The following is a 25,423-nucleotide window of genomic DNA, read 5'->3' as shown; positions in this document are numbered from 1 at the left end:
CGTTGAATGCAGGGTACCATTTGCGTTGTGAAGCCATGATCCAATCGAAGCTTTCTATCTTCCTGTCTGTAGCAACTTATAGTTTACTACAATATAATTCAATCCCGATAACAGCGTAACTCCTGCCGCCAGCCACAATAAAATTACATCAACCCGCACCTCAGTCAGCAAACTAAACGGAACATTGTTCAACAAAATGGCAATGATGGCTGCCACCTGAAGTACCATTTTGATCTTGCCATATCGATCCGCTGCAAGAGCAATGCCCTGCTCTGTGGCTACCATTCGTAAAGCTGTAATCACAATTTCACGTCCTATAATGATTACAGCAATACATGAACTGATCATATTCTCCTGAACCATCATGATCAGCGCCGCTGCAATCAACAGTTTGTCCGCTAGTGGATCAAGCAACTTGCCCAGATTCGTAATTTGATTATATTTTCTTGCCACGTATCCATCCAGTTTATCCGTGCCTGCCGCTACTGCAAAAATAATTAGTGCAATCATCACGCTTTGCTGATTGAGAAAACAGATCATAAACAATGGAATCAACGCGATTCTAGCCAACGTGATTTTATTTGCCAGATTCATTAGATATCTCCACTCCTCTCATCCATGTTGGCTAACTGACCTTTTTTCCATTTACGTATCCGGGTCCGAAAGGATTTAAAAGGGGCTACCGAATTAATCTGGATCCACTTCACCATAGCCCACCCAGGCTTGGTACCCGTCCACTGTCTTATCCCCTGTACAAATAACTCCTCTTCACTAAGGGAGTCAATCCAGTTCTGCCACTTTTGTTCTGTCTCCCGAAACAAAGAGCGCAGCTCCTCCAGCGTATAACTTGAATATTTTTCGTAAAATGATTCATTTAACGCCCCCAATTGGTTCCATTTATATCCTGGTGCCGGCATATGACTTTCATGTCCCAACTGTTCATTTCTCTCCCAATCCATCACCAGGTTCATCCATCCCAGCTGATAGGCGATCATCTGGGCAGGCGTCTTATCCACACCTTCAACCCACTTATCTTTGTCGCTGTTATGGATGTCATTGAATTCACCCTCAAACAATTCATAGGTGCGTCGAATCGTCTCACTTAACTCTTTCTTCGATGCATATAGAACTCCAGGCACGCTACTCCGCTCCCCTCGTTTCACCGTTTTACATGAATCAAAAGCATGGACTCTATCATCATTTCGACCCAATTCCATTATCATCCTTTTTTTTCATGAGGCATTATACTTAGAAAAAGAAAAAAGAGCAGTCTGTAATCATTACAGCCGCCCTTTACTCAAGCTATTTTGCTATATCAGCATACTCCAGATCCCAATTCTACAAAGCTTCCTTAATCACCCGTTTATAGTACCACACAGACAACAGACCAAAAATCGAATATAACAATGTATAGACTATCATGACAATGACCGTAGGTGTCGCCAGTTCCGAACCAAAGAAGAACCAACCTGATTTCACGGCAAAGTAACTATGGCTCAATCCCACGATGAGTGGAATACCAAAGTTAAACAACTGCTTGATCTGAATTCCACGCAACAGATTGCCTTGCGTAAATCCGAGTTTTCGCAGAATGGTATAATTGCCCTTCTCCTCTTCACTCTCATTCATTTGTTTAAAGTACAGGATACATCCCGATGTGATTAAGAACGTCAGCCCCAGGAAACCAACAATAAACATAATCAGTCCCATCGTTGTACGCTGGTTATTTCTGAACTCAATCTGGGAGAAGCTTGGGGCTTCCAACTCCTGCTCCTTATATATGGCATATGCCTCTTCAGCCTGCCCCTCGTTCACAATACGTACACCATAGTAGTCAGCCCACTCGGATTTTTGCAGCTTGGGATCGATATCCTGCCTCAGTTGCTGATATACCGTCTCATCTACCACCGCTACAGGTGTGCCCCCAGTATAATACGCGGGAAGGACTCCACGTTTGGTTGTTCCGATCAGTTGTTGTGCCAGCGTATGTTTCAACCCGTGCAAGACGATTGGACCTTTCTCCTGAATGGAAATTAACTGCTGAATGGCATTTCCATATCCCATGAAGACCACTTCACCCGCTTGCAAATCAATGTTATCTACCATGTTGTCACTCACCACACTACTGAACAGGTATTTTTCCGTCATCGACTCATCCATCACTTCTTGAGCATCAATTTCAATATAAATCGGCTCTCTGTGATTCTCTTCATATGGAATCTGTTTGTTATCCAACTCCGCTACAAAGCGATTTTTTACATCCACCTGAGCAAAAGAAAAATCCTCCGGCAAACTTTCCTTGGCCTGCGCCTCTGCCGAGTAATACGAAATGTAACTGAGTGACAACATGCCAATAGCAAGCGCCGACACGGTTGTAATAATCGTGAGCAGCAATGCATTAGATTTCATGCGAAACATGATTGAAGATAAAGACAACACCTCATGAATGGATAGGTAGCCATTTTTACTTTTGCGAATCAGATTAAAAATAAAACTTACCGAACCCTTATAGAACAGGTATGTCCCCAGTATGACCGAGAACAGAATCAGGATCATTGTATACATCAACTGCTGCATATCCATTGCCTCACCGCTGAACAACCGTGCAGACATGAAGTATCCATACACAATCAGGGCAATACCCAAGACGCCAATAATCATCTGTCCAAACGACATCTTCTGCACCTGCTGCTCCGAAGTGGCAGACACCCGAAAGAGCGAGAGAATGCTCTGTCTCTTGATAAAGGTGTAGTTCATCAGCATGATGAGCAAATACATAATCGTAAAGACAATCACCGTTTGCATCAGTGCCATCGGAGAGAAATACAATCTCGTAATCGCGTCCACACCGAGAATTTTGAACAATATCATCAATACAAGCTTGGACGCAAGAAACCCAATTAACACACCAATGGCCATGGAGCCAAAATAAAGAATACTGTTCTCCGCACTCAAAATACCAAAAATTCTGCCTTTCGTCAGTCCGATCAATTGAAATAATCCAATTTCTTTGCTACGCCGCTTGATAAAGATCGTATTGGCATAGAGCAAAAAGATGCCGACAATGACGATTAACAGTACCGAAGATGCGCCTATAGCCGCCGCACCTTTCGTTGAAGCAGCCACCTCATCCATGGAAGGATCATACTGTAACGTCACAAAGGAAAAATACAAGGCCACACTGAACACAAGCGCAAATACATAGAGATAATAATTCTTTAGATTTTTCCTGAGATTGCGGAAGATAATATAATTCAAGCTCATTGCTGTACACCACCCAATACGCCCTGGGTTTTGATAATATCGTTGAAGAACGATTGCCGTGACTCGTCTCCTTTATTCAACTGGGTGTAGATCTGACCGTCTCGAATAAAAATCACTCTGCTGCAATAACTTGCGGCAACCGGATCATGGGTAACCATAATAATGGTCGCCTTTCGTGCGCTGTTCATATCACTTAACTTGCCGAGCAGATCCGAAGCGGACTTGGAATCCAGCGCCCCTGTCGGCTCATCCGCAAAAATGATACTCGGCTCGTGGACAAATGCTCGTGCTGCCGAAGTCCGCTGCTTCTGACCCCCTGAAATCTCAGATGGATACTTGTCTTTCAATTCGTAGATTCCCAGTTCACGCGCGATCTGTTCAAACTTCCGGTGTGCCTCCTGCTTTGGAATGCTCGTAATCGAGAGCGGTAATAATACATTTTCCTTCACCGTAAGGGTATCCAGCAGATTGTATTCCTGAAAAATAAAGCCCAGATGATGTTTGCGGAACTCAGCCAGCTGTTTCTCCTTCATTCCGGTGAATTCCTTGCCCTCAATATCAATCGTGCCCTGACTCACCCGATCAATGGAGGAAAGTACATTAAGCAGCGTTGTTTTACCCGAACCCGAAGGCCCCATAATACCAACAAACTCTCCCTTACTTACCCCAAGATCAATCCCCTTCAGCACTTCCTGTTTATTCAGTTTATTCCCATAGACTTTATGAATTTTTTTGGCTTCCAGTATCCACATATCCCACTCACTCCTCTTAGATCTTCTGCAAAATGCTCATGTCTATATCATAGGCGGAATGTGCAGTGTTATCGTGTGATTCACCGAACAAAACCAAAAAGCATGTGACATTGTTGTCACACGCCTGCAAGATGCACCATGTCGTTTTTTCGCGGAAAAGTAAGTGTGACGGTTGTGCCCTCGCCAAGAGAAGACTCTACATGAATCTTCATATGAAGGGTTTGGACCACCTGACGAACCAGATACAGCCCCATCCCGGTAGCCGCTCCATCCATTCTGCCTCGGGTAGACGTAAATCCTTTATCAAATATACGCGGCAGATCTTGAGCTTCAATCCCTCGCCCGTGATCCTGAATCATGAGTATGATGTGTCCATCCTGTTCCCGACTTTCAATGAGGATGTCCGATGAATCGCTATATTTCACCGCATTGCTTAACAACTGCCGGAGGATGAAACCTAACCATTTGCTGTCTGTGAGCACACTGGATACCATTAAAGACACATCAAAGCCAATGCCCTTGGATATGCACCACGATTTCAGCGCTCGAATCTCACTATTCAATACCGGTTCAAATTCCGTCTCTTCGATGAACAGATCATTATGCATGAACGGAATACGCTTCTGATGAAGCTGCTGATCCAGCAACTGATGAATTCGTAACCATTCATATGTCATTTGGCTCTGTAGCTTGTCATCTGGCAAGCGCTCGATCATCAGTTGCAACGCAGTCAGCGGGGTCTTCACCTCATGAATCCAGGACAACATCTCGTCCTTCTCCTGTTCCAGAGCGATAAAATGATGTGACGACTCCTTACGATACCGCTGTGTCTGGGAACTGACGGCCTCATGTACAATCTGCTCATATGGACTTTCGGCGATCTCGAGTTCTCTCAGATCATAGGTATGATCCCAGGTGCTCAATTTTTTATAGAAACGGGTCTCTTTCAGGTATCTCGCCCAGATAAAAACAAGACATACCACCACATTCAGTCCTACGATATACACCACAGATTGGAATGGAATGGACGAGTCCAGGTAGGCCACCAGTAAAATAATAAGTTGCATGCTTACCAGTAGCCATAACCAACTAGCCCTTTCTCGTATGTACTTTCCGATCATGCTTCTGCCTCTTCCGTTGCCATGTACCCCTGCCCTACTTTGGTTTCAATGTACCGCTCCAAGCCGATGGGTTCAAGCTTCTTCCGTAACCGATTAACGTTAACCGTTAGCGTGTTGTCACTCACGAAATGCTCGTGATCCCACAAGCTCCGGATGAGGTCCTCACGGGTAACAATCTGATTTTTGTGCTCGACCAGCACTTTAAGGATGAACATCTCATTTTTGGTTAACAGAACAGATTCATCCCCGCAGGTCAACGTATTTTTCACATATTCAATAGCAGCACCACGCCAGGTTCGAAGTTCAATATGCTCTGTATTATAGTTGTACACCCTCCGCAAAGTCGCTTGAATCTTGGCAATCAATACATCGAAGTGAAAAGGCTTCTGGATAAAATCATCTGCACCCAAATGCATGGACATAACCATATCCGCAGGATGATCCCGTGAGGACAAAAAGATAATCGGCACATTTGAGTGCGAACGAATTATCCGGCACCAGTGGAACCCGTCATATTGGGGTAACTGAATATCAATAATGACCAGTTGCGGCTGAATTACGCTGTATTCCTGCAATACCTTTCCAAAATCCTGCACACCATACACATCATACGACCACTGGGTTAAGCGTTCCTTGATTTCACTGAATAACGATTCATCGTCTTCAATGAGCATAATTTTAAACAAGAGACTTCACCACGTTTCTGATCTTCTAAGGTTGAATAAGTAATTAGACTCCGTTGTTACAGGGTCACCGTTACGACTACGAATCATTGCTCCGATCGCTGTTATCAGTGTACAGGGAAGTTGGGCTTATATCAAAAGGTATCCTTACTTCGTAAAGAAAACGATCCGAAATACATATATCACATTAGCTCTCAATGGTGTGTATAACATGGCTTGCATCACTGTTTTCGTCCATCCGCTCGATCAACTGCATCGCTACGTCTCGTGGCGATCTTAATTGTCCTGCTTCATATACTTGATTGAACATACCTGCAAGGGCGAACTCCTCTGTACTTTTGCCTCGTGCAACAGCCTGTAATTCCGTATCAACCATCCCCGGATCAAAAGCAATAATCTCAACAGGGCTCTGTTGGCCCGTTTGTTCCAAAGATACGCATTGGGTAAACATGTTCAAGCCTGCCTTGGATGTACAGTACACTGCCATTGAAGGCGCGGGATAACTTCCCGAACCCGATGAGAGATTAACTATTTTACGTCTGGCGGACAGGTGATTCGTTTGTTGAATAAAAGATGAACTTAATATCATTGGCGCTGCGAGGCTGATGTTGAGACTTTGACTTATCTCTGCCGCACTGCACTGATCGATAGGTCTTAGAGGTTCCAACATCGCTGCGTTATTAATAAGTCCAATCAATTCAGCTTCCTGAGAAGGTATTTGGTCCAATATACGTGTAATCAAATCATCGATCCCATTCAGGTCGGCAAGGTCATACTGAACATGGCGGTAACGCCCGCTCCATTCCTCGCCTGATTCCAACAGATCCGAACCCCCGCGTGAAATACCGTAAACGTAGTCTCCCTTAGCCAATAATAACTCTGCAAGTTGTAAACCGATCCCTTTGGATGTGCCTGTAATGATAAAGTGTCTTCTTCCTGTTTCTGTTCCCATTTCGATACCACTCCTCCTCTATTTTCAATCGATCATATCCCCATATAAGCTTATGAATCTTTCTTTCTCCACAACGTGGCCCACAGAAAAGGTACACCAAAACACGGTTCATGCTGCTCCATCGCCTTCATTGCACGGAACTCCACACATTCAAAGCCATCTTCCAGCATGTAGCGAAGCTTCTCCTCCGTGAATGCAAGACCACCTCGCATCGACTTCTCTTGATACACCTGCCAATCATTCATAACAATCTCAGGTCCACCAATATCGCCAAAACCAGGAGCAAAACAAGTCATTCCAAAGTATCCTCCAGGCCGGAGTGCATTGTGGACCATCTCTATGTAGGGAATGCGCTGATGTGGTAACAGATGATGCAGACAACCCGAGTCGTAGACAAGATCATATTCTTGCTCTGGGGACAATTCGAACACAGTGCGACATTCAAAGTGCACGTCCAGTTGCTCTTCTGCCGCCCTCTCTTTAGCCCAGGCAATCGCTGTCTCGGAAAGATCATAAGCATCTACCTGATATCCTTGGCGTGTTAGATACAGCGCATTTCTGCCCGGGCCACACCCCAGTTCCAGTGCCTTGCCGCCATTCAGCACACCTGTGTTCACATGCGCTACCAGATTTTCATCCGGTTTGTTTGGGAAAAAGGGGATTGGTCTGTTCCGATCCTCATAGAAAGGTTCCCAAAATTGCTTGGCAGATCTGAAGTCCGCATCGAGCATATCATATAGATCCTGTACACGTTTAATCGTCTTTTCCATAACTACATTCCTCCTTAATTCTCCGTTCCACTCCTCATTCTCCGCTATCAAATTCTTGTTATTTTCATTAAATCAGCCACACTCTATTATAACATTTTTACCCAGTAGTTCTCTATTTTTCTTGTGTTTTATATTCGAAAACATAAGCTTTTTCCCAACAAAAAACGACCGACATGGGATGTCGATCGCTTGCAATAGTGCTGTTTTGAGTTGTAATTTACTTCGCCCGTTCCAGTACAGCAAAGTAATTTCCTTCGTTATCGGCAAAGTTGAAGACACGCCCCGTCGGCATCTCGACAATCTCTCCAACCGTTACATGTTTACTAGACAAGTCGGCATATAATTGATCCAAATTTTCGGTGAAGAACATTAACGAAGGTGTGCCCAGATTTACACCCGCCGACATCCGCTCCACAAACGCCTTGTCATGAAGAATAATGCTCGTCTGCGAATTTGGGGTAGGCGCAATCTCAATCCATCTCATACCCTCGTCAAGGTTTACTTCATCCACAATATGGAACCCCGCAATTTCCGTCCAAAATGCCAATGATTCATCCTGATTGTTGACATACAACATAATCTGGCCGACTTTGCTAAACATGCATCCTTCACTCCTCTAATCATCTAATCTCTCAACATCCTGCTTATCATTCCTCAAATTCCAATAGAGTATAACATGCAAGACAGCTTTTTTATCATCTTTCTCTGCAAGTACATGCAACTTAAACTGAAGTACACTTTTATGCTTCCACTACAATAAGTTTTTTGAAGTTCCCTTATAGGGTTTTGACAAGGGAAAGTCTATGAAACCCCGCGGTATAATAATTCATATCGACACCTTCTTTTTGAAAATTCATTCGTTCATAAAATACGAGCGCTGCTTCATTTTCTTCATGATCAAGTGTGTACAGCATGACATCACTACAGCCAAATTCAGCTATTTTTAAACATATATTTGTAATTAGTGTACGTGCTACGCCCTGTCGAAGGTGTGATTTGCATGTAACAACACCAACGATTTCATACCGGTTAACAGTAGACTGAAAGATATAACCAGCATGACCTATGACAACATCTGCTTCGTCAACCATGACATAATAAGCACTGATACGTTCATCCGTCATTTTTAAAAATGAATCCCAGCGCGTAGGATACTGATCGCGTATAAACGAAGGAAATTGAAAATCATGATCCGTCATCATTTTCAGCACTGCTGGCTGATCAATCGCTTGAAAAAGGCGAATAGTCATCTTTTTATCCCCTACCTCTTAGTGTGCATGTAGACATCTTTTAAGTTACCAGCTTCATAATATGGATACTCTAGTTTTTGCTGAACTTGAAGGACGATCTCCGTAGACGTTAACATTTCGACCAAGTATAGTCCCAGGTCAATAGAAGCCGTAACCCCCGCACCCGTTACCGTATTACCATCACGCACTACACGCGCTGAAATTACTTCTGCACAATAAGGATTCAATAAATCATAAGCAGATGAGTTGGTAGTAGCCCTTTTTCCTTTAGGAAACCTGCTGCCCCCGCCAGTCCTTTCGTTCCCTGAATAATAAATAAAGTGTTTGATCAAAAGATCAAACACTTTGCCCAGGCGTACGGCATATAATATATGTGCTTCCTCGTGGTTCACTCCACGTTTACGCCAGTCACACACAACAGATATTTAACAACTAGTATACATGACATCTTTCATCACTGTATATATATGATGAAAATTATTGCGCGTCTTTTAACTTCTTCGTAAGATAAAGTACAACATCGTCGTCCATAATCGTTTCTTCACCCGGCTGAATGTAATGATCATGTTTGTGTACACCGTGACCGTCTGGTATGTACCCGCGATGGGCATATAGAACTTGCGCTTTGCCATAATCGGAAAACACACCTACACCAATGCCTGCTACATCCGTTCGTTCCAGAATAACTTCCTCTGCTCGGTCCATCAACCGTGAACCAATACCTTGGCGCTGGAACTTCATCAGCACATTAAAATCGTTAATTTCGGGAATGCCTTGTTCCCTGAAAGACGGGTAGCTGGAATACCACAATACATTCACGTATCCGGCAAATTCTCCATTTAACTCGGCTACCAAGGTTACGCGCTCCCCATTCTGTTGTTCAGCCAAGTAACGAAGATACTGCTCAGCGAATCTCCCCCAACCCTGCTCCTGAAACGCCTTTGATATGATTACAGGATCGCTCTCATTTAATAGTCTGATATGTACACTCAATGATGAATCCTCCTTAAAAAGATATTTCTCCTTGCTATATTCCCAGTCTCTCCCGAAGCGATGTGATGTGAGCAACATGGTGTTTGCCATGCCAAGCATACATGCCCAGATTATAATCCAGTCTTGTCGTTTCTTCCGATGAGGGATGATAAAATTGTTTGGCATAATCTGCATCTGTCAGCGCGTTTAACAGAAACACCCAACGACGATGGAGGGCATCCAGAATCTGAAGCGAGAATTCAACATCCAAGTCTCTTGAATCACTCAATTCAGCCCAGCGTTCTTCATAATAAGGCCGAATCGTTGGTGTATCCTCTGTCAGTGCCAACTTGAAACGAATCATACTGTTCATATGGCTGTCTGCCATGTGGTGAATGACCTGTTTGAGCATCCATCCACCTTCTCGATACGGCAGACTTAATTGCTCTTCACTTAGTCCCTTTACCGCTTCACGTGCGCGTTCAGGCAACTCAGCAATGTCCTGAATCCACTTCTCCCGCTGTGCCAAAGTAACTTCACCCGTGTGTACAAAAGGTCCTATCGGAAATCTTTCATCCATTCATTATTCCTCCTTGTTTCTATGATTCAAAATAACTTTTAACATTATCTAAGGAGCATATTCCATAAGCCAACAGTCTCGCATCTGTCCTTCATGCTGCTCATGTTTCTCCATCAGCTTAATCTTTTGGAAACCACATTTCTCGTAACAGGATATCGCTCGCAAGTTCCAGGATTGAGGGTCCATAACCACTTTACGGGCTTGTTTCTCATTAATCAGATAAGCCAGCATGGATTGTATCAATTGTGTACCCATGCCTTTATTCCAGTAGTCTACCTCACCAATAAACTGATCCGTTCCATAGATGATATCATCCGTATCTCCATAACCATACTCCGTTCGTTCTTCTTCCTCAAGCTCATAGAACTGAATGTATCCAATCGGATGTCCTCCATACTCAACGATACAACGAGTAGCATCATCTTTCTGATTGTAAAAATGTTCTCTCACTTGCTCCAAATCATGCGGCCGATCACGTCCTTCATAGTATTGAAGAACTTCCGGGTCTGACAGCCACTTCACCAGATGTCGTTCATCTTCTGTTTCCAAGAAACGTACGGTGATTTCATTCGATTCATATACATTCATCATTCTGATTACTCCTTATTGATCTCCAGATTCTCACCCGTAACCCAACTCAGATCCTTCCCTAACAAATGTTCGTTGTGAACATAATACACCATGGGATTCTCAAGCGGCTGAGTCGTTCCATCCAAAGATTTGAGCGTTAACCGCAACTTGTAGCTCCCTATCTCATCAGGTATCGCAAATCCTATCAGATTATCAGTTGATTTCATGGTTTTCCCCTGCGCCTTCAGATACTTTTCCAGAATGACTTGATCCAAATAGGAGCTGCCAACAGACGAAGGCATGTACCACGCATCATCTTGTTCCTCAGTGAATGTGACCCCTTCCCATCCAGGGACAACGGGATACAGCATATGTTGATCCTTGTCTTCTCTTTTTCGCGTTATCTCTAACTCTATCTCAACTGCATCCGTATCAATCTGCCTGATTGTGCCTGCCATCACAACATCCTGTGCACTCACACTTGGAATTACATAGCTGTATATGAGCAGAGTCACCAAGAGAATTATGGCTATTCCCGTAAGCCAAAATATTGTACTTTTACGCATCTGTCTGATCCTCCCCTCTGGTTAATCATACTTCTGGAGTAGCTTCTTCTCTGTTAAAGATTGAGTTAACCTATCCAACTCAGGTGATGCCATCCAATCACTGGAGGTGTTCAATCCATGCTTAATGGTATGTATCGCGCTATGTGCAGACATGTATATATTATGGTGGACTCCAGGTTGGACAATGATGTGCTCTCCTGCACGCATCACTCGAATCGAAAACATCTGATCGTCTCCATAACTGGCATACGCAATCCATCCGGTTTGCACCACATAAAACTCCGTTAGATTGATATGTACATGACTGTTTTGCCATGCTCCGTGGGAAGAGGCAACGGTTCTACAATAATAACTGCCATCTTCTGCTATCATTTTATATTTCTGTTCCCCGTTCGCCATCTGCTCGAAGCTGGTTTTGACACCCGTTTCACCATATTTCTGTTCTGAAAATTCTATGTTCACTCGGCTTCAGCTCCTTATGGCCTGCCAAATATACTTGCATTCTCTTACAGCAATTCTACCATCAACCTGGTTCTCCTTCAGCTTGACTTCCAGCTGTTCCCGGTACTCAGGCTGTGTATAATCCGGGTTACCGGGGATATCGGAGAGAAAGATGGCAAACTCTTTTTCATCCGAGAAAATCATAAGTGCCTCGTTATATTCCTCGATCTTGATCTCCTTAAATGCATTTCTTTCCAAACGCTCACGTACCTTTGTTATATCCGTATGAATACCAATCATAACTCCAGCCTTTTGCAGCAATCTCCCATGTTCAATAATGGAAGTTGGACCTCTGCGATCATAGATCAGACCAAATTGCTTATCTTCAAATGGCATCTTTTCTTTTGTGCTGACGCAGACAAATTCCACATTTGTTATCGTGCTTGAATAAAGACTGTTTTGGGCTATCTTTATCATCTCTTCCGAATTATCAAACCCCATAATGTGATCGGTATATTCCGACATTTTCAACGTAAACTCCCCATGTCCACAGCCTGCATCGAGCACGGATGTATACTGAGGCAGAAGCTTAATCAACCGCTCTTCAAAAATATCTTCAGCAGAGTTACCTTCCAGCGTAAACAAAGCTCTACCCTTGTAGCCCCCATTACGTCGTGCAATCATATCGTACCATTCCATGCTCATAGAGTTCCTCCTTACAAAAAATTCCTTTATTTAAACATTCGACATAGGTAAGTCGATTCTCCTGTTTGGATATGCGATATATCTTTGCTAAAATTTGAAACGCTTCTCTTCCAGTTTCCGTATTAAGGTCGAAGTCGTATTTATCCCCAAATAGTAAACCATCTGATCTGGAGGTTGAGCGCATGTCATTTTTCAAGAAAATGTTAGCCAGTGTAGGTGTTGGAGCAGCCAAAGTAAATACGGAATTGCATACACCAGAGGTCACGCCTGGAGGAATCATCTCGGGGGTTGTGTACATTGAAGGTGGAGATGTGGAACAGAATGTAGATCGAATCTATCTTTCAATTAAAACCCATTACATACGGGAGCGCGATGATCGCAAAGTAAAAGAAACAGCCGTTATAGCCAAATATTTGCTCACCGAAGGTTTCACATTACAGCCCGGAGCCAAATTGGAGAAAGACTTCTCATTTGACCTGCCAGAAAATCTGCCGATTACACTGCATCGTGCAGAGGTATGGGTAGAGACGGGCCTCGATATTTCAAGTGCTGTAGACCCCTCAGACCGGGACAGACTGCATGTTGTTCCTAGTAAAGACATGAACACCGTGCTCGATGCAATTGATATCCTTGGTTTCAAACTGCGTGAAGTAACCAATGACTACGCACCAAAGCTGGGCGGCAATCTGCCATTTGTACAGGAATTTGAATTTGTACCAACAAACAAATTCCGTGGGCATCTGGATGAGTTGGAAGTGCTGTTCTATCCGATGGGCGATTCGCTGGAGCTGCTATTACAGATCGATCGCCGGTCTCGTGGGCTCAGTGGAATATTCTCCGAAGCCATGGGTACGGATGAGAGCTTTGTCCGCCTGCATCTGTATGAAAGACATCTGGCGCGAGGGGCGCATTCTGTCGCTCAAGGACTGGAAGAAATCATTTCCAAACATATCTAATCTATAGTTTGTGTTAACGAATAAAAACCGTCCTCTATCAGACAAATCTGATGAAGGACGGTTTTTTGGTTGGTTCAGTTTCACAAGACAATACTTCAAGAACGCTGTGTCCAACGCTGCATTCCTGATCGAAGCCCGTAATATGCTGCGGCGAGCAAAACGAATCCGGCAACAGCCATGATCATGGATGTTGTATCCCACCGAACAATAGTTCCAAAAGCAACTTTGGATTGTAATGGGTTACCGTAGGTAGCGGTGTTTGTCAGATCAGGTACGTAATTCATAGTCATGATCATACCTTGGACGACATTCCAAGCTGCAAAACCGATGATGAATAACAGGGTAACCAGAACGGATTCCATTGCTAATCGTTTGTTCATGCTTGTCATTTACCTCCTCAATTATGGTTGTGAAGGATTGCTTTATACGAAGTCTCTTTCCATTTAATTGGACAAAATGTGCTGCATCTCCTGTTTTAGACGATCTTTATTTTCATCCACATACTGATACAGCAAGTCGAAGCTTTCTTCGTTATCCGATTGCATGCTCAAATTCGCGGCTTCCAGTTCAATCTGCTGTAATACCTCATGAATCTGTTCCCCGTGTGTTTGCAGGCTTGTCGTGATGTCGTTCTCGGACAGCCCATTCACATTATCTCGTAATTGCCCGTGCGTTACGCCGCTTTCGGACAACATCTGCTCTATCTTCTTCAAGATCACGGCATCTGCATCATTGCCGATCCGCTCCATAGCTGTTATCGTCTCACCCAGGTACTGCCCGCTGGCATTCTCAAGGAAACCGGTCATCCCGTTCATGGACAGCTCGGTATCGAGATCGGTGATCAGAATGATATCTCGCAATACTTGCGGAAGTTCCTGCCCACTTTCTCGAATTGTCGCAAATTCAGCCCGGTAAAGGTCCATGGCAACACTCCCCACCACTTCTTCACCTGACATCTCTTCAAGCTGATCGAGTGGTAACAACTCCTGCAATTCTTCTTGTAACTTGTTCATCTTTCTCTGCCTCCTGTATCTCTCTGTCTGAATAGTTTGAACGAATGTTACACTGGACCACTACGCGGTCAGAATAAACTTCCGATCGCTGTTATCCCCAGATTTTTTCACTCCCTTTATTAAATGGGAAAATCCGTTGATAAAGGCGAACGCTCCGCTTCTTCAGTTTTTTTCTGCCCTCTCCGTTTCGTGTAAATTTCAAGTTCAACTACGCCGACACGTTATTACATCATAGCAGAATACGCTATACAAGTTGAACTTATGGAAGTTTACATGTTCGTACCGAAGTCATTTTACAGGGAATATCGTCAAGTTAACGTGCACTTGACCTCTGGAAAATGTTCCGCTGTTATGATCTTGGCATCACGAGTCTTGGGAGGGGTAATGATGCGCCTGGTCTTGTTCACAGACACCTATCTTCCGGAAACCAATGGTGTTGCTGGCACGCTCCACCGCTTAAGTAACCATCTGAACCGCAGAAGAATTGAACATCTGCTGTTTACTCCGAACTCCGTCATTGAAGGAAGCCATGAGACTCAAGTCCGATCGGTTGCCAACATCCCTTTTTTTCTGTATCCCGAATGTCGCATCGCTCTACCCAACAGAGCAGACACGCACAAGCAGCTACAAACCTTCCAACCCGATCTGCTGCACATCGCTACGCCTTTTAATATGGGGCTGCTTGGCCTGAGGTATGCACTCAAACACCATCTTCCGCATGTTGTCTCCTACCATACCCACTTTGATCGTTATCTCGAATACTACCGGTTGAAAAGCATGATTCCTCTCTACTGGAAGTATATCCAGTGGTTCCACCGTGCCTGTGATGCAACCCTAACGCCATCGCAGGAAACGTTAAACACCCTGCAAGCCCAAGGCATTCAGCGTCTGAAACTTTGGTCTCGCGGGATTGATTGTAATCTGTACTCCCCTGATAAACGCAGCTCGGAGATCCGTGAACGATACCACATCACCGCTCCCCTTATTTTACTCTACGTTGGACGCATTGCCCCGGAAAAAGATATCGCTACACTCACGACTACCATGCAGCAGCTGCCCCAGGAAATGCAGTCCCGTGTACACTGGATCATCGTTGGTGACGGCCCATCTCTCCCGAAAATGCGTCTGCAATCCCCACCCAATGTCACCTTTACAGGTTATATGCATGGCGAGGAACTTGCTGTTATGTATGCTTCGGCAGATCTGTTTGTGTTTCCTTCCTCTACGGAGACATTTGGCAATGTGGTACTGGAAGCGATGGCTTCAGGACTCCCTGTGGTGGCGGCCAATGCCGGAGGTGTAAAGGATCTGGTGTCCCACCACCGCAATGGTGTGTTATTTGAGCCAGGTCAGGCTGATGCACTGATTCGGGAGATATGTCTCTGGGGAAATCACGTGAACCAATTGAGGATGATGGGACTGGAAGGCAGAAAGCTGGCTGAGCAGCGGTCGTGGGAGCATATTTTTGATACACTAATCGGGGATTATGAGGAGGCTATAGAACATCGGAACAGACGAACGAAAGATCGAATTATTACAGCGTAATCAGATGTCTTGAGGTTATTCCAACAACCCATAACAACCGCCACTGCCCTATGCAAAATTAAACCGGTTCGCTCGTTCAGGCTGCCATAGCATTCACAATCTGCTACGGTTAGCCTGAAACATGTCTCCAATACGTTTCATAACAAAACCTCCTTCTTGGATCGGGTTGAGCTATTCACACGGTATGCAGACATTTAGAAGCCTAAGTTATTGAATTTTTTTAAAATATTATGAATGATTGTATATATAGAAAAAAGACATGATCTCATTGACTGGATCATGCCTTTTATTGCATACCATCTATGTGTTGAATTTACTGAACGGGACTTTGATATCTACAAACCCTTTAGCGTAAGGTGCAACCTCATAAGGGTGGAATCGGACGACAATTCCTTTATCATATAAAAAGAATTCAGTTGTTTGATCAAGCTGAAAATCATAAATATTTTCTTCAAAAATAGAAACTCCTGCATTATACATGGCTAATAGACTGTTCGAGATTGATTTCTCTACCTTCTCCATCTGAGTATCGTCTTTGACATACTCGCTTAGCCTCAGTTCTTTCCCCGTTCTTAAATCATAGTTATATGATTTTGTCGCATCCATTCCATGTGCTCCGCCAGTGTATACATGATCTTCATATACCACAGATAACTTTTCTTTTGCATTGTATTTTACACTGGCCATGGTAATGTAGAAATAATTTTTGTTTGATTTCTTTTCTTCTTTGTCCAAGCGAGCTGCTTTCACTGCGTGGAGTTTAAATGTCTTGTTCAGCTTATCCGTCACAGATTTATTTCCACCTGTTAGATGTATGTATGGCTGTCCTTTGTAATATTGGACCTTCGTTTTCACTGTAATCGTGCTGCCTGCCTCTACATGACTACTCGGAAGAATGATAGCAATCAGTACAATGATCAACAGGTAATTTATCCATCTCAATTTTTTTCTTTCCATTCTATATTTCAACATTATCGATTAACCCCCTTTGGCTCAAATGATATCGTTTCCTGCATTCTGTTCCATATTACCTGTGGAGTGCCCTTTTGGTCTGTTCCGCTCTGAACGTTGCCAATCCAGATGTCCTCTGCTCCCGGATGTTGTAAATAGTGCCTAAGCGTTGCTTTGATCAGAATAGACGAATGTAAGTCCAACACCTCATCCAGCGGTATCCAGAATAACTCGCCTTCATCCGAGGGCACAAAATGTCGATGCCTGGTCTCTCCGAAATATACAAACTGCTGCCAAATCTCACCACCGTTAACTTCCAACAGAATATATCGAAGCCGAAAGTGTTCGACATCCTCTTGCGTGAACCCGGTCTCTTCTTCAATCTCGCGATAGCTGGCGCTCATGGGTACGTTCAGTTCCCCTTGTTCCAGATGTCCGCCAATGCCACCCCAGAATTCAAAGTCAAACAATCTGCTACCCGCCTTCTTCATCATCAGCATGTCTGAGCCATTGCTCAAAAACGCTGTAGCCATCTGTCTAATCTCCATATGTTCCTCGCTTTCCAAACTTTGTTTATAGTAATCTTTATCTATATAAACTGAACTAAAGAATATTTACACTAGCCACTCCGATGACAGAACAACCTTCCGATCGCTGTTATCCCCAGATTTTTTGATTCCTTTCCTAAGGGGAAAAATCCGGGGATAAAGGCGAACGCTTCGCTTCTTTAGGTTATTTCTGTCCTCTACGTTTTGTGTAAATGTTATATTCAATTTATATAACCGTCTTCTAAAGCAGTTTCTTCAACTCACTTAGATGCTCAATCGTATGTAAAGGACCCGTTGTAATGCTGTCCTGCCACGGCTGGTTGACCTTCATCCAGATGGTGCTCATGCCTACGCTTGCTGCTCCTTCAATATCGTTCACCGGATGATCGCCAATGTAAATGCATTGCTCTGGGCTTAGACCGAAATGATCCAGCGCAAGCTGAAATATGCGTGGATCGGGCTTTTTGACTCCTGCCTCTTCTGAAACAATAATATGGTCGTAATCCTCCCGGATACCGAGTTGATCGATTTTTCCATACTGGATATCGGTCTGCCCATTGGTAATTAACCCGGTTTGATATTTCCCCCGCAGATGCTGAACCACTTCTCGCGCCTGTTCCATCAGAACTGAACTTCGCACATACTCTCTGCCATAGAACTCCATTAGTTCTGCATGTGGCGGATGTTCTGCCCAAGGCAGTTCATGCAACAACTCGTTGAACAGGAGGGGTTTGTCCTTATAACCATCCTGGTCGAGTTCAATAATTCGTTTACTTATATCTTCGGTTGACTTAAGGTGACCAAAATATGTCTTAATTAAACGCTGTGTGAAGCCGTCAAAGGTCATCGTTCTGTTCAGAATCGTATTATCCAAATCAAAAATAACCGCTTTAATATGATCCATCTTCCTTCTCCCCCAATTCCAGTACATGCGTTATCTTCTCCATACTCGTCACTTCTCTAAATCCCAAGTTGTGATAAAAAGATCCAGCAACCGGTTGATCCGTGTACAGAACCAGTCGAGCGTAATGATTTTCCGCTTTTTGAATAACCGCATCCATCAGCCTACGCCCAACCCCATGTCTTCGAAATTCTCTCATCACATAAAGCCTGCGAATTCTTCCGGTATCCGTCACTTCAGAATAAGGATCTCTGTTCAAACCGCAGATCCCAACAACCTTATCGTGCATTCTGCATTCAAAAAGCGCTTCACCTTCTTGCTCAAATGTATTGATTCCTGTCTCATATTCATGGATTAATCGCTCGATATGTCTGAACCCCTCACTGGAGCTTTCAGCCAGCATCGGCACTAATTCGTCATGATTCCATACCGATATCTCCTGAATCCGCATGGTGTAACCGCCTCCAACATGTTAAATCAATGGTACACATGCAAACCCAACCATACATTGAACGATGGCCGGGTTTATCTTGTACAGCTCATTCTCATTTTTTCTTTTTGTGATAGTGATAACCCGTGCACAGACCCTTTTGTTTGGATTTGGCTGAACAGTTATGTCCACCGTTCTTATCCAGTCTGCCTGGATGAGCATAAGCGGAAGAGGATACACCAACAAGTACGACAAGAGACAGGATTACGATAACAACCTTTTTCATAAGTCACCCTTCGATCAACACCCTATGCTTTAGGGCTTAATACATGCTATATCATTCTACATGAAAATCCACATTTTGGATATCCTTCATCTTTTTAGCCGATCCATTCTCATAAAATCTTAAATTGCTTCAATGCATGTGTGACTCCATCTTCACTTGCCCGCAGGGTGACATAATTGGCGTTTTGTTTAATTCGTTCTCCGCCATTCCCCATCCCAATTCCGATTCCCGCATAATCTAGCAGATCCACATCATTCTCCCCATCGCCAAAGGCCATTGTATCCTCTCTGGATATCTTCAGGTAGTCGAGAACTTTCTCTGCGGCTATAGATTTGCTGACTTCGCTCGCTTCCAGCACATTAACTACATACGGATGGAATCTCACGAATCGTAAGAAAGGAAATCTGGACTGGAATTTATCCGTCTCCGCTTCATCTGCATATAAACAGATGCAATATACGTCCTGTTCCAACGTGCTGATTTTCTGCGGGGAATCCATGAGTCCAAGCGTATCTCTTAAGGCGTCAGTAACACGATCATCTGCTGTACACAACCCGTTCGTATCAAATGACTCTGTAAAATATGAAATACTGTGCCTCTGCAACTCGGCAAACTCACTGAATGCTCTAACCATCTGTGCTGAAAGTACAGACTTATGTATCACTTCATCACCCGCTTTGATCAATGCTCCATTAGCCGAAATGATCGTATCGATTCCGAGATTTCTGAATTCTTCGCATAAATTATAGGGCCTGCCTGTGACGAGTACGACTTGAACGCCTTTACGAATCAACTCCCGGATCGACTCAGCTGTACGCGGTGATAAACTCCGATCTATTTCGCTCAGCAATGTACCGTCCACATCAAAGAACACAGCTTTAATCAAATTATTCTTCCTCCTCTGTCTTCAATTAAAAAGAGCAAGTACAGAATAACCTGATGTAGTCTTCCTGCACTTGCTCTTGCGATTAACGGGTTTGAACATCTTGGGTACGTCCCATGTACCATAATTGAAATGATTCCGCCGTATCCAAGGGAATGTCATGTGCCCGATGATGCAGAACAGGTTTGGCGCGGTTTACCGTATGAATGGAAGCCACACCGAACCAACGCTGTAACACATTACGGGTGATCTGCACTTCAATGACTTTCTCACGTTTGGAGATGAAGAGTGTTGAAGTAAGTGCACCGGTTCGAAGTTGAATGAAATTCTGATGCAGAATGTATCGGGTATGGAAAAAGTCCATCACTCTGCATGTTGCAATCCACACAAGCAGAATCGCCGAAATCATCCACCAGGCATGCTTCTGCCCAAACACCAATGGTTTGAAATACCACAATAAACCTGTGATCATGATCCATCCCCAGCTAGGTTTGAGCAGGCGCAGCCATAGTGATATTCGTGGAAGTTTTTCCATCTCTTGCGTAACCCGATAGGATGGCAGGATCTCCTCTATCAGGGTATAGGCTTGCTTCACAGGCAAGAAGGGATAGAGCGAGTTCACCTCCTGCTCGGATTCTCCCAGACTACCTGCAGTGGTCAGTTCTACTTCCGCCAGTCCAAGCAGCCTTTTCATTGGCGACTGTGTAATTTTCACGGCCTGGACTCGCTCTTTCAGGATTGAAAATGACGTTTGCTCCATCATGCCCTTCGAGATATAGATCCGCTTGGAATCCGAGGTGATCTGGAAATTGCCATACTTTACGAAGGTTCTGACTATGCCCAGAGCAATAGATATGATCAACAAAACCAAAATCATCAAACCAGCAATCCACCAGGAATCAAGCCAGGTTAATAATATACTTTCCGTTACTTCTTCATCAGGGAAGAAGTCCTTCACCCAGGAATAGAGCGTAGCCAGGACCGGAATCAGTACGAGAAAGCTGAGCGAGGTAAAGGATGCTTTGAATATGTCCTTGCGGGTGGAATGATAATGAACAATCCGTTCCTGTTTTTCTTTTGCAGGTAGAGACATGGCTTCATCAGTTATAACAGGGTCGGATTGCGTCTCTCCCTCTTTCATAGCCTGAACTGCATCCAAAGTATCACGTTCCTCTGTTGCTCCTGCTGTTTCTGCATCTTCTGCCATATAACCCGCTACAATCTTCTCCAACTGCTCCGCTTCGGAAAGTGAAACAACGTGTAACTGGAAGGTAGCATCTTCTCCCTTGATTCCGGTCTCGAATCGAATCGACGTCACGCGGAACAACCGATGAAACAGCGTCGTATGTCGGTTCACGTTCTGGACCTTGGTATACGGTATCGTTCTTCGAGTACGGTTGAACACACCACTGTAGATGTGAAAGGCCTTATCGTCTGCTGTATAACGAGAAGTAAACCACTTCCAGATGATTGAGACGATGCCGATGAAAATCCCTGCATAAAAGGTGATCCTTCCATAGAAGAGCCATTGGGACTCTGAGCCCTGACGGAAAACAAACAAAAACAGGACGATGGCGAACGAATTCTTCACCAGTTTCCACAGACTCCACAGCATGGTTAATGGATGATGTCGCTTCATATCGATCATTCATCCACCTCATTAATTCGCGCATAGGACGCAATCTGATGCCGAAGTGCAAGCGCGACTTCCTCTGGCAAGGCGGGGATTTCATGTGATGAACCCATCGTGCCAACCGATACGGAATAGAGTCCATATTTTCGCATCAAAGGTCCCTGATTAGTTGTAACCGATTGCACTTTCGCCATGGGGATGATCTGATGTACCTTAGTTAGCGCCCCACGCTTCAGCTGCAGGAACTCCTCATTCACATCATAGTACCAATGCTTGTATAACCATGACGGCTGGATGAAAATATCCCACACCGCATAGAGCACCGATATGGCCGTAACGCCCCACAACAACCAACCGACCCACGTCTTCCATCCATAGATGGAGTCGAGTATTAACAGTACGGCAAGGATCAGGAAACCTATTACATTCCATAGGATGGCGCTAATTCTCCACAGGTTTACTGCATGAGGGGACAGCCGTTGCTTGGGTGTATTCCACTGCATTGACATATGTTCACTCCTTTTTTCCTCGGGTACATAAAAACACACATGGTACACTGTACGAACAATCGTTCACGATCGATGCAAAAAGATAAAGAGATGACCCCTATATAATACAGGTCGTCATCTCTTTTGTACGTTTCATTTTAGTATAAAATCCTGTACTTCACACAGCCAAACCATATGATCTGTTCCTTCGCCCCAGTAGTTCTTTGCCACGACATAGGGTTCACCGAATTTGCGTTGCCACTTCTTCTGTGCGATCTGGTAACCGCTATCCAGGCAGAATTGCTGGATTCCCAGCCGTTGCAGTTCAGTAACCAGTGCAAGAATGAGCGCCGAACCAACCCCCTGTCCTTGAACCTCGGGCAACACATACAGGCTACCCAGTTCTCCGATATCATTCAGCCGGCCCTCTGTACATTCTCGAATCTCCTTACCACACGGTCCATACGAGATAGTGCCTACAATAACATCTCCCATTTTGGCGACGAGGAAAAATACATTTGCTTCTATGTTGTCCTTTGCATGCAATTCCTCGTGAATCATCGCTTTTTTGTGTGTTATTTCATCCTGAATATCATCCAGAAGCGAGCCTATTCCCTCCTGATCAAATGCTGCGGGAATGGTTGTCTCGAACACCTGATACGCTCCATCTGCATCTGATTGCGTCAAAGGTTCAATGGTAATTTTGTCATCCACAGGTTCTTCTCCGTTCCATATACCTTCTTAATCAGTAAGTCGCTGGATCAGTCTTCTTAGTTGATTCGAATCCTCAAGGGATATGCTATATCCAGTGTTCGTGTCTTCATGGTTGACTAACAGGCCTTGCATCTTGGGATCCATTCCTAATGAAAAATCATACCGTGTTATCGAGCTGTCCGCATTTGTTATGCTCATGTCGTACTGTGTACCATAATCGAGAATGCCGGGCAAACGCTCAGCCTTATGTATGGCCTCCATCATGATCCGTATCTCATCAGATCGATCAAACTCAACATCTTGGCATGGTTCCAAAGTGAGGTCTGGATTACAGGTTAAGGTGATCAACAGAGGAAGTCCCTCTTCCGCGTTCGATTCATTTGGTTTACTGCACCCTGCAATGAACGTGGCAATGACAAAAACGAGCAACACTCCTACATATCTCACCATACTGCATGCCTCCCTGACTTAGTATTAAATAAACTAGTAATGAGTAGAGAAGTACTAAATACAGTATATAATGAAATGACTCAATTTCACTAACTATCTATATTCATATCAAGTTACGTAACTCCGGGTCCCATGAAGACAACATAGCGATCAGTCGCTCTACGGTCTCTTCCACAAATACCTGAACTCTCTCACCCGTGATGAACTCAGGAGTAATTCCCGGTTCTTCCCCATTAAGAAAAGAAAACGTGTGGTCCCGCCAGCGTACAATCTCATCCGCAGTTAAACGATCCGTCATGTCATAACCCGGTGAACTGTTGAGCACCTGCCATACCTCTTCGCTCCAACTTGAACCTTGATAGAGATTAAAATCGATCTGGTCCGTCTCCTGGTAATATAAACGCGCTAGTTCATCCTTCGATCTGCTACTGCCTGTATATTGATCTACCTTGTTGACCCGTTCGACGAATTCAGGATGCACACTACGAAACCAGTAATAGTCTGTCAGCACATGCATAAAGTATCCTCGCACAAACCACTTCCATCCTTCATCGGTAAGTTGTTGCATATAGCTTGAGTAGATATCCTTCAGTTCACCAACGTAATCTCCATGATCTTTCGGGTTAAAATGGGTGTATTCCTTATCATCTCTAGTTGTACCTTCGCGCATATGTATGGAATCCGGGGCGATATTCCCCAGATAGAATGAACCTCGATCAGCCTGCATTTGCAGCGAGTCTGCAATCAGATTAGCAATATTGAGATGAACCATAGGTAACGGCATAGAGTTGATCTCCTTTTATCCGGGAAGTATTCTACTATACTTAGGAAAAGAAACGATATAACCTACTGGTGCAACGTACAGATCACTGGAATAGTGAGACTTCGATGTTCCACCTTTTTTTCACCGTAGATGCGTGATTAACCCTGAATTCTCTCCACTTGCATTTGATCAAACAACTGCTCCAGATCCGTATGGTACTCCGGGTGCTCCTTCACAAGCAGACTAATATATTCCGACCCACACTCATAGAATACTAGACGATTAAACGGAGCTGTATCTCCAAAATGATTGCTCTCCTGCCCGAATTTTGCCCGAATCAGATTCTCAATATAACGCGCGTAACCCTCGTTCCACTCCAACCAGCTCCAGTACTCGGCTTGTTCTTCATTTAATGAGCTAAACAACGCCTTTCTAGCTGTGTGTACTAGTGTCAGGTCTTTACTCTTCAAAGCAGACAACAATGAGTTAATCCGCTCCATAACGATTTCATCTTCATACGGAAACTCATAATCCAGTTCCCATGTCACACGCTTCAGTTGGTCCATTTTATGTTTAATCTGAAGACGGTTCACGATCCGCTCATCATATTTCTCATATACATAACAATGAACATATTCGTGGAACAGATAAACTTTCTGCTCCAGATCTTTGAACGCTGTATCCGTTACAATCGCACACATTCGTCCGTCCATATGGTGCACCGGCATAGCGGCAAGGCATTCATCTGGAATATATAAATCGTCCGGAACCGTCTTCACCCACTCATATTGCTGCGTTTTGGACGAATAATCATAGATATATAATAAAGCTTCATAGGCTACAACCACTGGATAATGTTCTGCAAACAAAGGATGTAGGCTAACCAAGTCCTTCTGAAGCTCGTTTAACTCGTTAATTTGCTCTAAAAAAGCATCCATGTCATTAACCCTCTCTTTACTGGATTGATGCGTTAATCATACTAGAATAGGAAAGATAAAACACTGAGAGAAAAATGATAATTCTGTTCGAATGTGATCTGGTGAACGTTAGAACCGCTCTCCGCGTTTCTCATACAGGTAGATATCCAGTGCCTGAATCCCACGCCGGGCCAGCTTAATAAACAGGATCAGTGCATACACACCCAGTCCGTATAACAGCACATTAATCAACATTAGAAATATCGTAATCATAATTGTTATTCCTCCTATGAACCTATTAAACTACCACTCCCTATTC

General features: G+C 44.1%; 33 protein-coding genes and 1 riboswitch. Of the genes, 2 read left to right on the top strand and 31 right to left on the bottom strand.

Going from position 1 to position 25,423, the window contains the following annotated elements:
- Positions 1-54: 54 nt before the first annotated feature.
- The 16 genes from pgsA to QNO02_RS08170 all read right to left on the bottom strand — a co-directional run bounded on the left by pgsA (position 55) and on the right by QNO02_RS08170 (position 12,626).
- A complete protein-coding gene (gene pgsA, locus QNO02_RS08245; protein WP_289391766.1) occupies positions 55-594 on the bottom strand; it encodes a CDP-diacylglycerol--glycerol-3-phosphate 3-phosphatidyltransferase in 540 nt (179 codons plus the stop codon).
- The gene (locus QNO02_RS08240) at positions 594-1,139 is read right to left on the bottom strand and encodes a ClbS/DfsB family four-helix bundle protein (protein WP_091033013.1); all 546 of its coding nucleotides are present in this window, start codon (positions 1,137-1,139) and stop codon (positions 594-596) included. Before QNO02_RS08240 ends, pgsA begins: the two co-directional genes overlap by 1 nt.
- A 199-nt stretch (positions 1,140-1,338) precedes the next feature.
- Entirely contained in the window at positions 1,339-3,264 is a 1,926-nt protein-coding gene (locus QNO02_RS08235; RefSeq protein ID WP_091033016.1) for an FtsX-like permease family protein, read from the bottom strand.
- Entirely contained in the window at positions 3,261-4,016 is a 756-nt protein-coding gene (locus tag QNO02_RS08230; protein WP_036610294.1) for an ABC transporter ATP-binding protein, read from the bottom strand. Before QNO02_RS08230 ends, QNO02_RS08235 begins: the two co-directional genes overlap by 4 nt.
- A 116-nt stretch (positions 4,017-4,132) precedes the next feature.
- Positions 4,133-5,137, bottom strand: coding sequence for a sensor histidine kinase (locus QNO02_RS08225; protein WP_289391763.1), 1,005 nt, complete (start codon positions 5,135-5,137; stop codon positions 4,133-4,135).
- Positions 5,134-5,823: a response regulator transcription factor gene (locus tag QNO02_RS08220; RefSeq protein ID WP_289391762.1), complete on the bottom strand. Its 690-nt coding sequence runs from the start codon at positions 5,821-5,823 to the stop codon at positions 5,134-5,136. The genes QNO02_RS08225 and QNO02_RS08220 overlap by 4 nt, the downstream gene beginning before the upstream one ends.
- Before the next feature lie 184 nt (positions 5,824-6,007).
- On the bottom strand, positions 6,008-6,772 hold the full coding sequence (locus QNO02_RS08215) for an SDR family NAD(P)-dependent oxidoreductase (RefSeq protein ID WP_091033023.1): 765 nt from the start codon (positions 6,770-6,772) through the stop codon (positions 6,008-6,010).
- A gap of 50 nt (positions 6,773-6,822) precedes the next feature.
- Positions 6,823-7,542, bottom strand: coding sequence for a class I SAM-dependent methyltransferase (locus QNO02_RS08210; protein ID WP_289391760.1), 720 nt, complete (start codon positions 7,540-7,542; stop codon positions 6,823-6,825).
- Positions 7,543-7,759: 217 nt separating this feature from the next.
- Complete coding sequence (locus QNO02_RS08205; RefSeq protein ID WP_264930284.1) at positions 7,760-8,143, bottom strand: VOC family protein; 384 nt, start codon at positions 8,141-8,143, stop codon at positions 7,760-7,762.
- 175 nt (positions 8,144-8,318) lie between these two features.
- Positions 8,319-8,792 (bottom strand): GNAT family N-acetyltransferase, encoded by a 474-nt coding sequence (locus QNO02_RS08200; RefSeq protein WP_289391756.1) that lies wholly within the window; start codon positions 8,790-8,792, stop codon positions 8,319-8,321.
- 340 nt (positions 8,793-9,132) lie between these two features.
- A riboswitch (ZMP/ZTP riboswitch) is annotated at positions 9,133-9,214 on the bottom strand.
- Positions 9,215-9,269: 55 nt separating this feature from the next.
- Positions 9,270-9,785 (bottom strand): GNAT family N-acetyltransferase, encoded by a 516-nt coding sequence (locus tag QNO02_RS08195; RefSeq protein ID WP_091033036.1) that lies wholly within the window; start codon positions 9,783-9,785, stop codon positions 9,270-9,272.
- Positions 9,786-9,819: 34 nt separating this feature from the next.
- Positions 9,820-10,344 (bottom strand): YfiT family bacillithiol transferase, encoded by a 525-nt coding sequence (locus QNO02_RS08190; protein ID WP_289391753.1) that lies wholly within the window; start codon positions 10,342-10,344, stop codon positions 9,820-9,822.
- A gap of 48 nt (positions 10,345-10,392) precedes the next feature.
- Entirely contained in the window at positions 10,393-10,932 is a 540-nt protein-coding gene (locus QNO02_RS08185) for a GNAT family N-acetyltransferase (protein ID WP_289392713.1), read from the bottom strand.
- Positions 10,933-10,940: 8 nt separating this feature from the next.
- Entirely contained in the window at positions 10,941-11,480 is a 540-nt protein-coding gene (locus QNO02_RS08180) for a hypothetical protein (protein ID WP_289391751.1), read from the bottom strand.
- Positions 11,481-11,501: 21 nt separating this feature from the next.
- Complete coding sequence (locus QNO02_RS08175) at positions 11,502-11,942, bottom strand: cupin domain-containing protein (protein WP_091033045.1); 441 nt, start codon at positions 11,940-11,942, stop codon at positions 11,502-11,504.
- Between the two features lie 6 nt (positions 11,943-11,948).
- Positions 11,949-12,626 carry a class I SAM-dependent methyltransferase gene (locus QNO02_RS08170; RefSeq protein ID WP_289391749.1) on the bottom strand — a complete coding sequence of 226 codons (678 nt, stop codon included), beginning with the start codon at positions 12,624-12,626 and terminating at the stop codon, positions 11,949-11,951.
- A gap of 182 nt (positions 12,627-12,808) precedes the next feature.
- Here QNO02_RS08170 and QNO02_RS08165 point away from each other — a divergent pair, with 182 nt between their 5' ends.
- Positions 12,809-13,582 carry a sporulation protein gene (locus tag QNO02_RS08165; RefSeq protein ID WP_091033048.1) on the top strand — a complete coding sequence of 258 codons (774 nt, stop codon included), beginning with the start codon at positions 12,809-12,811 and terminating at the stop codon, positions 13,580-13,582.
- 95 nt (positions 13,583-13,677) lie between these two features.
- On the opposite strand, the gene QNO02_RS08160 is transcribed toward QNO02_RS08165, so the two are convergent.
- The gene (locus QNO02_RS08160) at positions 13,678-13,962 is read right to left on the bottom strand and encodes a hypothetical protein (RefSeq protein WP_091033063.1); all 285 of its coding nucleotides are present in this window, start codon (positions 13,960-13,962) and stop codon (positions 13,678-13,680) included.
- A 63-nt stretch (positions 13,963-14,025) separates the two neighbouring features.
- Entirely contained in the window at positions 14,026-14,595 is a 570-nt protein-coding gene (locus tag QNO02_RS08155) for a DMP19 family protein (protein WP_091033065.1), read from the bottom strand.
- 384 nt (positions 14,596-14,979) lie between these two features.
- Here QNO02_RS08155 and QNO02_RS08150 point away from each other — a divergent pair, with 384 nt between their 5' ends.
- Entirely contained in the window at positions 14,980-16,140 is a 1,161-nt protein-coding gene (locus QNO02_RS08150; protein ID WP_289391744.1) for a glycosyltransferase family 4 protein, read from the top strand.
- 300 nt (positions 16,141-16,440) lie between these two features.
- Here the strand turns inward: QNO02_RS08150 and QNO02_RS08145 are convergent, their stop codons facing one another.
- The 13 genes from QNO02_RS08145 to QNO02_RS08085 all read right to left on the bottom strand — a co-directional run bounded on the left by QNO02_RS08145 (position 16,441) and on the right by QNO02_RS08085 (position 25,377).
- Positions 16,441-17,112, bottom strand: a complete 672-nt coding sequence (locus tag QNO02_RS08145; protein WP_289391742.1) for a DUF3298 and DUF4163 domain-containing protein — start codon at positions 17,110-17,112, stop codon at positions 16,441-16,443.
- Positions 17,112-17,624, bottom strand: a complete 513-nt coding sequence (locus QNO02_RS08140) for an NUDIX domain-containing protein (RefSeq protein ID WP_289391741.1) — start codon at positions 17,622-17,624, stop codon at positions 17,112-17,114. The genes QNO02_RS08145 and QNO02_RS08140 overlap by 1 nt, the downstream gene beginning before the upstream one ends.
- Positions 17,625-17,880: 256 nt before the next feature.
- A complete protein-coding gene (locus QNO02_RS08135; RefSeq protein WP_289391740.1) occupies positions 17,881-18,543 on the bottom strand; it encodes an HAD family hydrolase in 663 nt (220 codons plus the stop codon).
- Complete coding sequence (locus QNO02_RS08130) at positions 18,530-18,991, bottom strand: GNAT family N-acetyltransferase (protein ID WP_249911344.1); 462 nt, start codon at positions 18,989-18,991, stop codon at positions 18,530-18,532. The genes QNO02_RS08135 and QNO02_RS08130 overlap by 14 nt, the downstream gene beginning before the upstream one ends.
- 94 nt (positions 18,992-19,085) lie before the next feature.
- Positions 19,086-19,256 carry a YHYH domain-containing protein gene (locus QNO02_RS08125; protein WP_094030640.1) on the bottom strand — a complete coding sequence of 57 codons (171 nt, stop codon included), beginning with the start codon at positions 19,254-19,256 and terminating at the stop codon, positions 19,086-19,088.
- A 109-nt stretch (positions 19,257-19,365) separates the two neighbouring features.
- Complete coding sequence (locus QNO02_RS08120) at positions 19,366-20,142, bottom strand: Cof-type HAD-IIB family hydrolase (protein WP_289391737.1); 777 nt, start codon at positions 20,140-20,142, stop codon at positions 19,366-19,368.
- Between the two features lie 82 nt (positions 20,143-20,224).
- Positions 20,225-21,787, bottom strand: a complete 1,563-nt coding sequence (locus QNO02_RS08115) for a PH domain-containing protein (RefSeq protein ID WP_289391736.1) — start codon at positions 21,785-21,787, stop codon at positions 20,225-20,227.
- A complete protein-coding gene (locus tag QNO02_RS08110) occupies positions 21,784-22,281 on the bottom strand; it encodes a PH domain-containing protein (RefSeq protein ID WP_289391735.1) in 498 nt (165 codons plus the stop codon). Before QNO02_RS08110 ends, QNO02_RS08115 begins: the two co-directional genes overlap by 4 nt.
- A gap of 132 nt (positions 22,282-22,413) precedes the next feature.
- Positions 22,414-22,974: a GNAT family N-acetyltransferase gene (locus QNO02_RS08105; RefSeq protein ID WP_289391734.1), complete on the bottom strand. Its 561-nt coding sequence runs from the start codon at positions 22,972-22,974 to the stop codon at positions 22,414-22,416.
- A 27-nt stretch (positions 22,975-23,001) separates the two neighbouring features.
- The gene (locus tag QNO02_RS08100) at positions 23,002-23,424 is read right to left on the bottom strand and encodes a YhfM domain-containing protein (protein ID WP_289391733.1); all 423 of its coding nucleotides are present in this window, start codon (positions 23,422-23,424) and stop codon (positions 23,002-23,004) included.
- A gap of 103 nt (positions 23,425-23,527) precedes the next feature.
- Positions 23,528-24,208, bottom strand: a complete 681-nt coding sequence (locus tag QNO02_RS08095) for a zinc dependent phospholipase C family protein (protein ID WP_133384054.1) — start codon at positions 24,206-24,208, stop codon at positions 23,528-23,530.
- Between the two features lie 137 nt (positions 24,209-24,345).
- Positions 24,346-25,125 carry a hypothetical protein gene (locus tag QNO02_RS08090; protein WP_289391732.1) on the bottom strand — a complete coding sequence of 260 codons (780 nt, stop codon included), beginning with the start codon at positions 25,123-25,125 and terminating at the stop codon, positions 24,346-24,348.
- Between the two features lie 108 nt (positions 25,126-25,233).
- On the bottom strand, positions 25,234-25,377 hold the full coding sequence (locus QNO02_RS08085) for a hypothetical protein (protein WP_165790066.1): 144 nt from the start codon (positions 25,375-25,377) through the stop codon (positions 25,234-25,236).
- Positions 25,378-25,423: the final 46 nt, after the last annotated feature.

Origin of the sequence: Paenibacillus sp. PK1-4R, from assembly GCF_030369595.1 — a bacterium.
Lineage (GTDB): Bacteria > Bacillota > Bacilli > Paenibacillales > Paenibacillaceae > Paenibacillus.
This window is presented reverse-complemented; position numbering and strand designations above follow the sequence as displayed.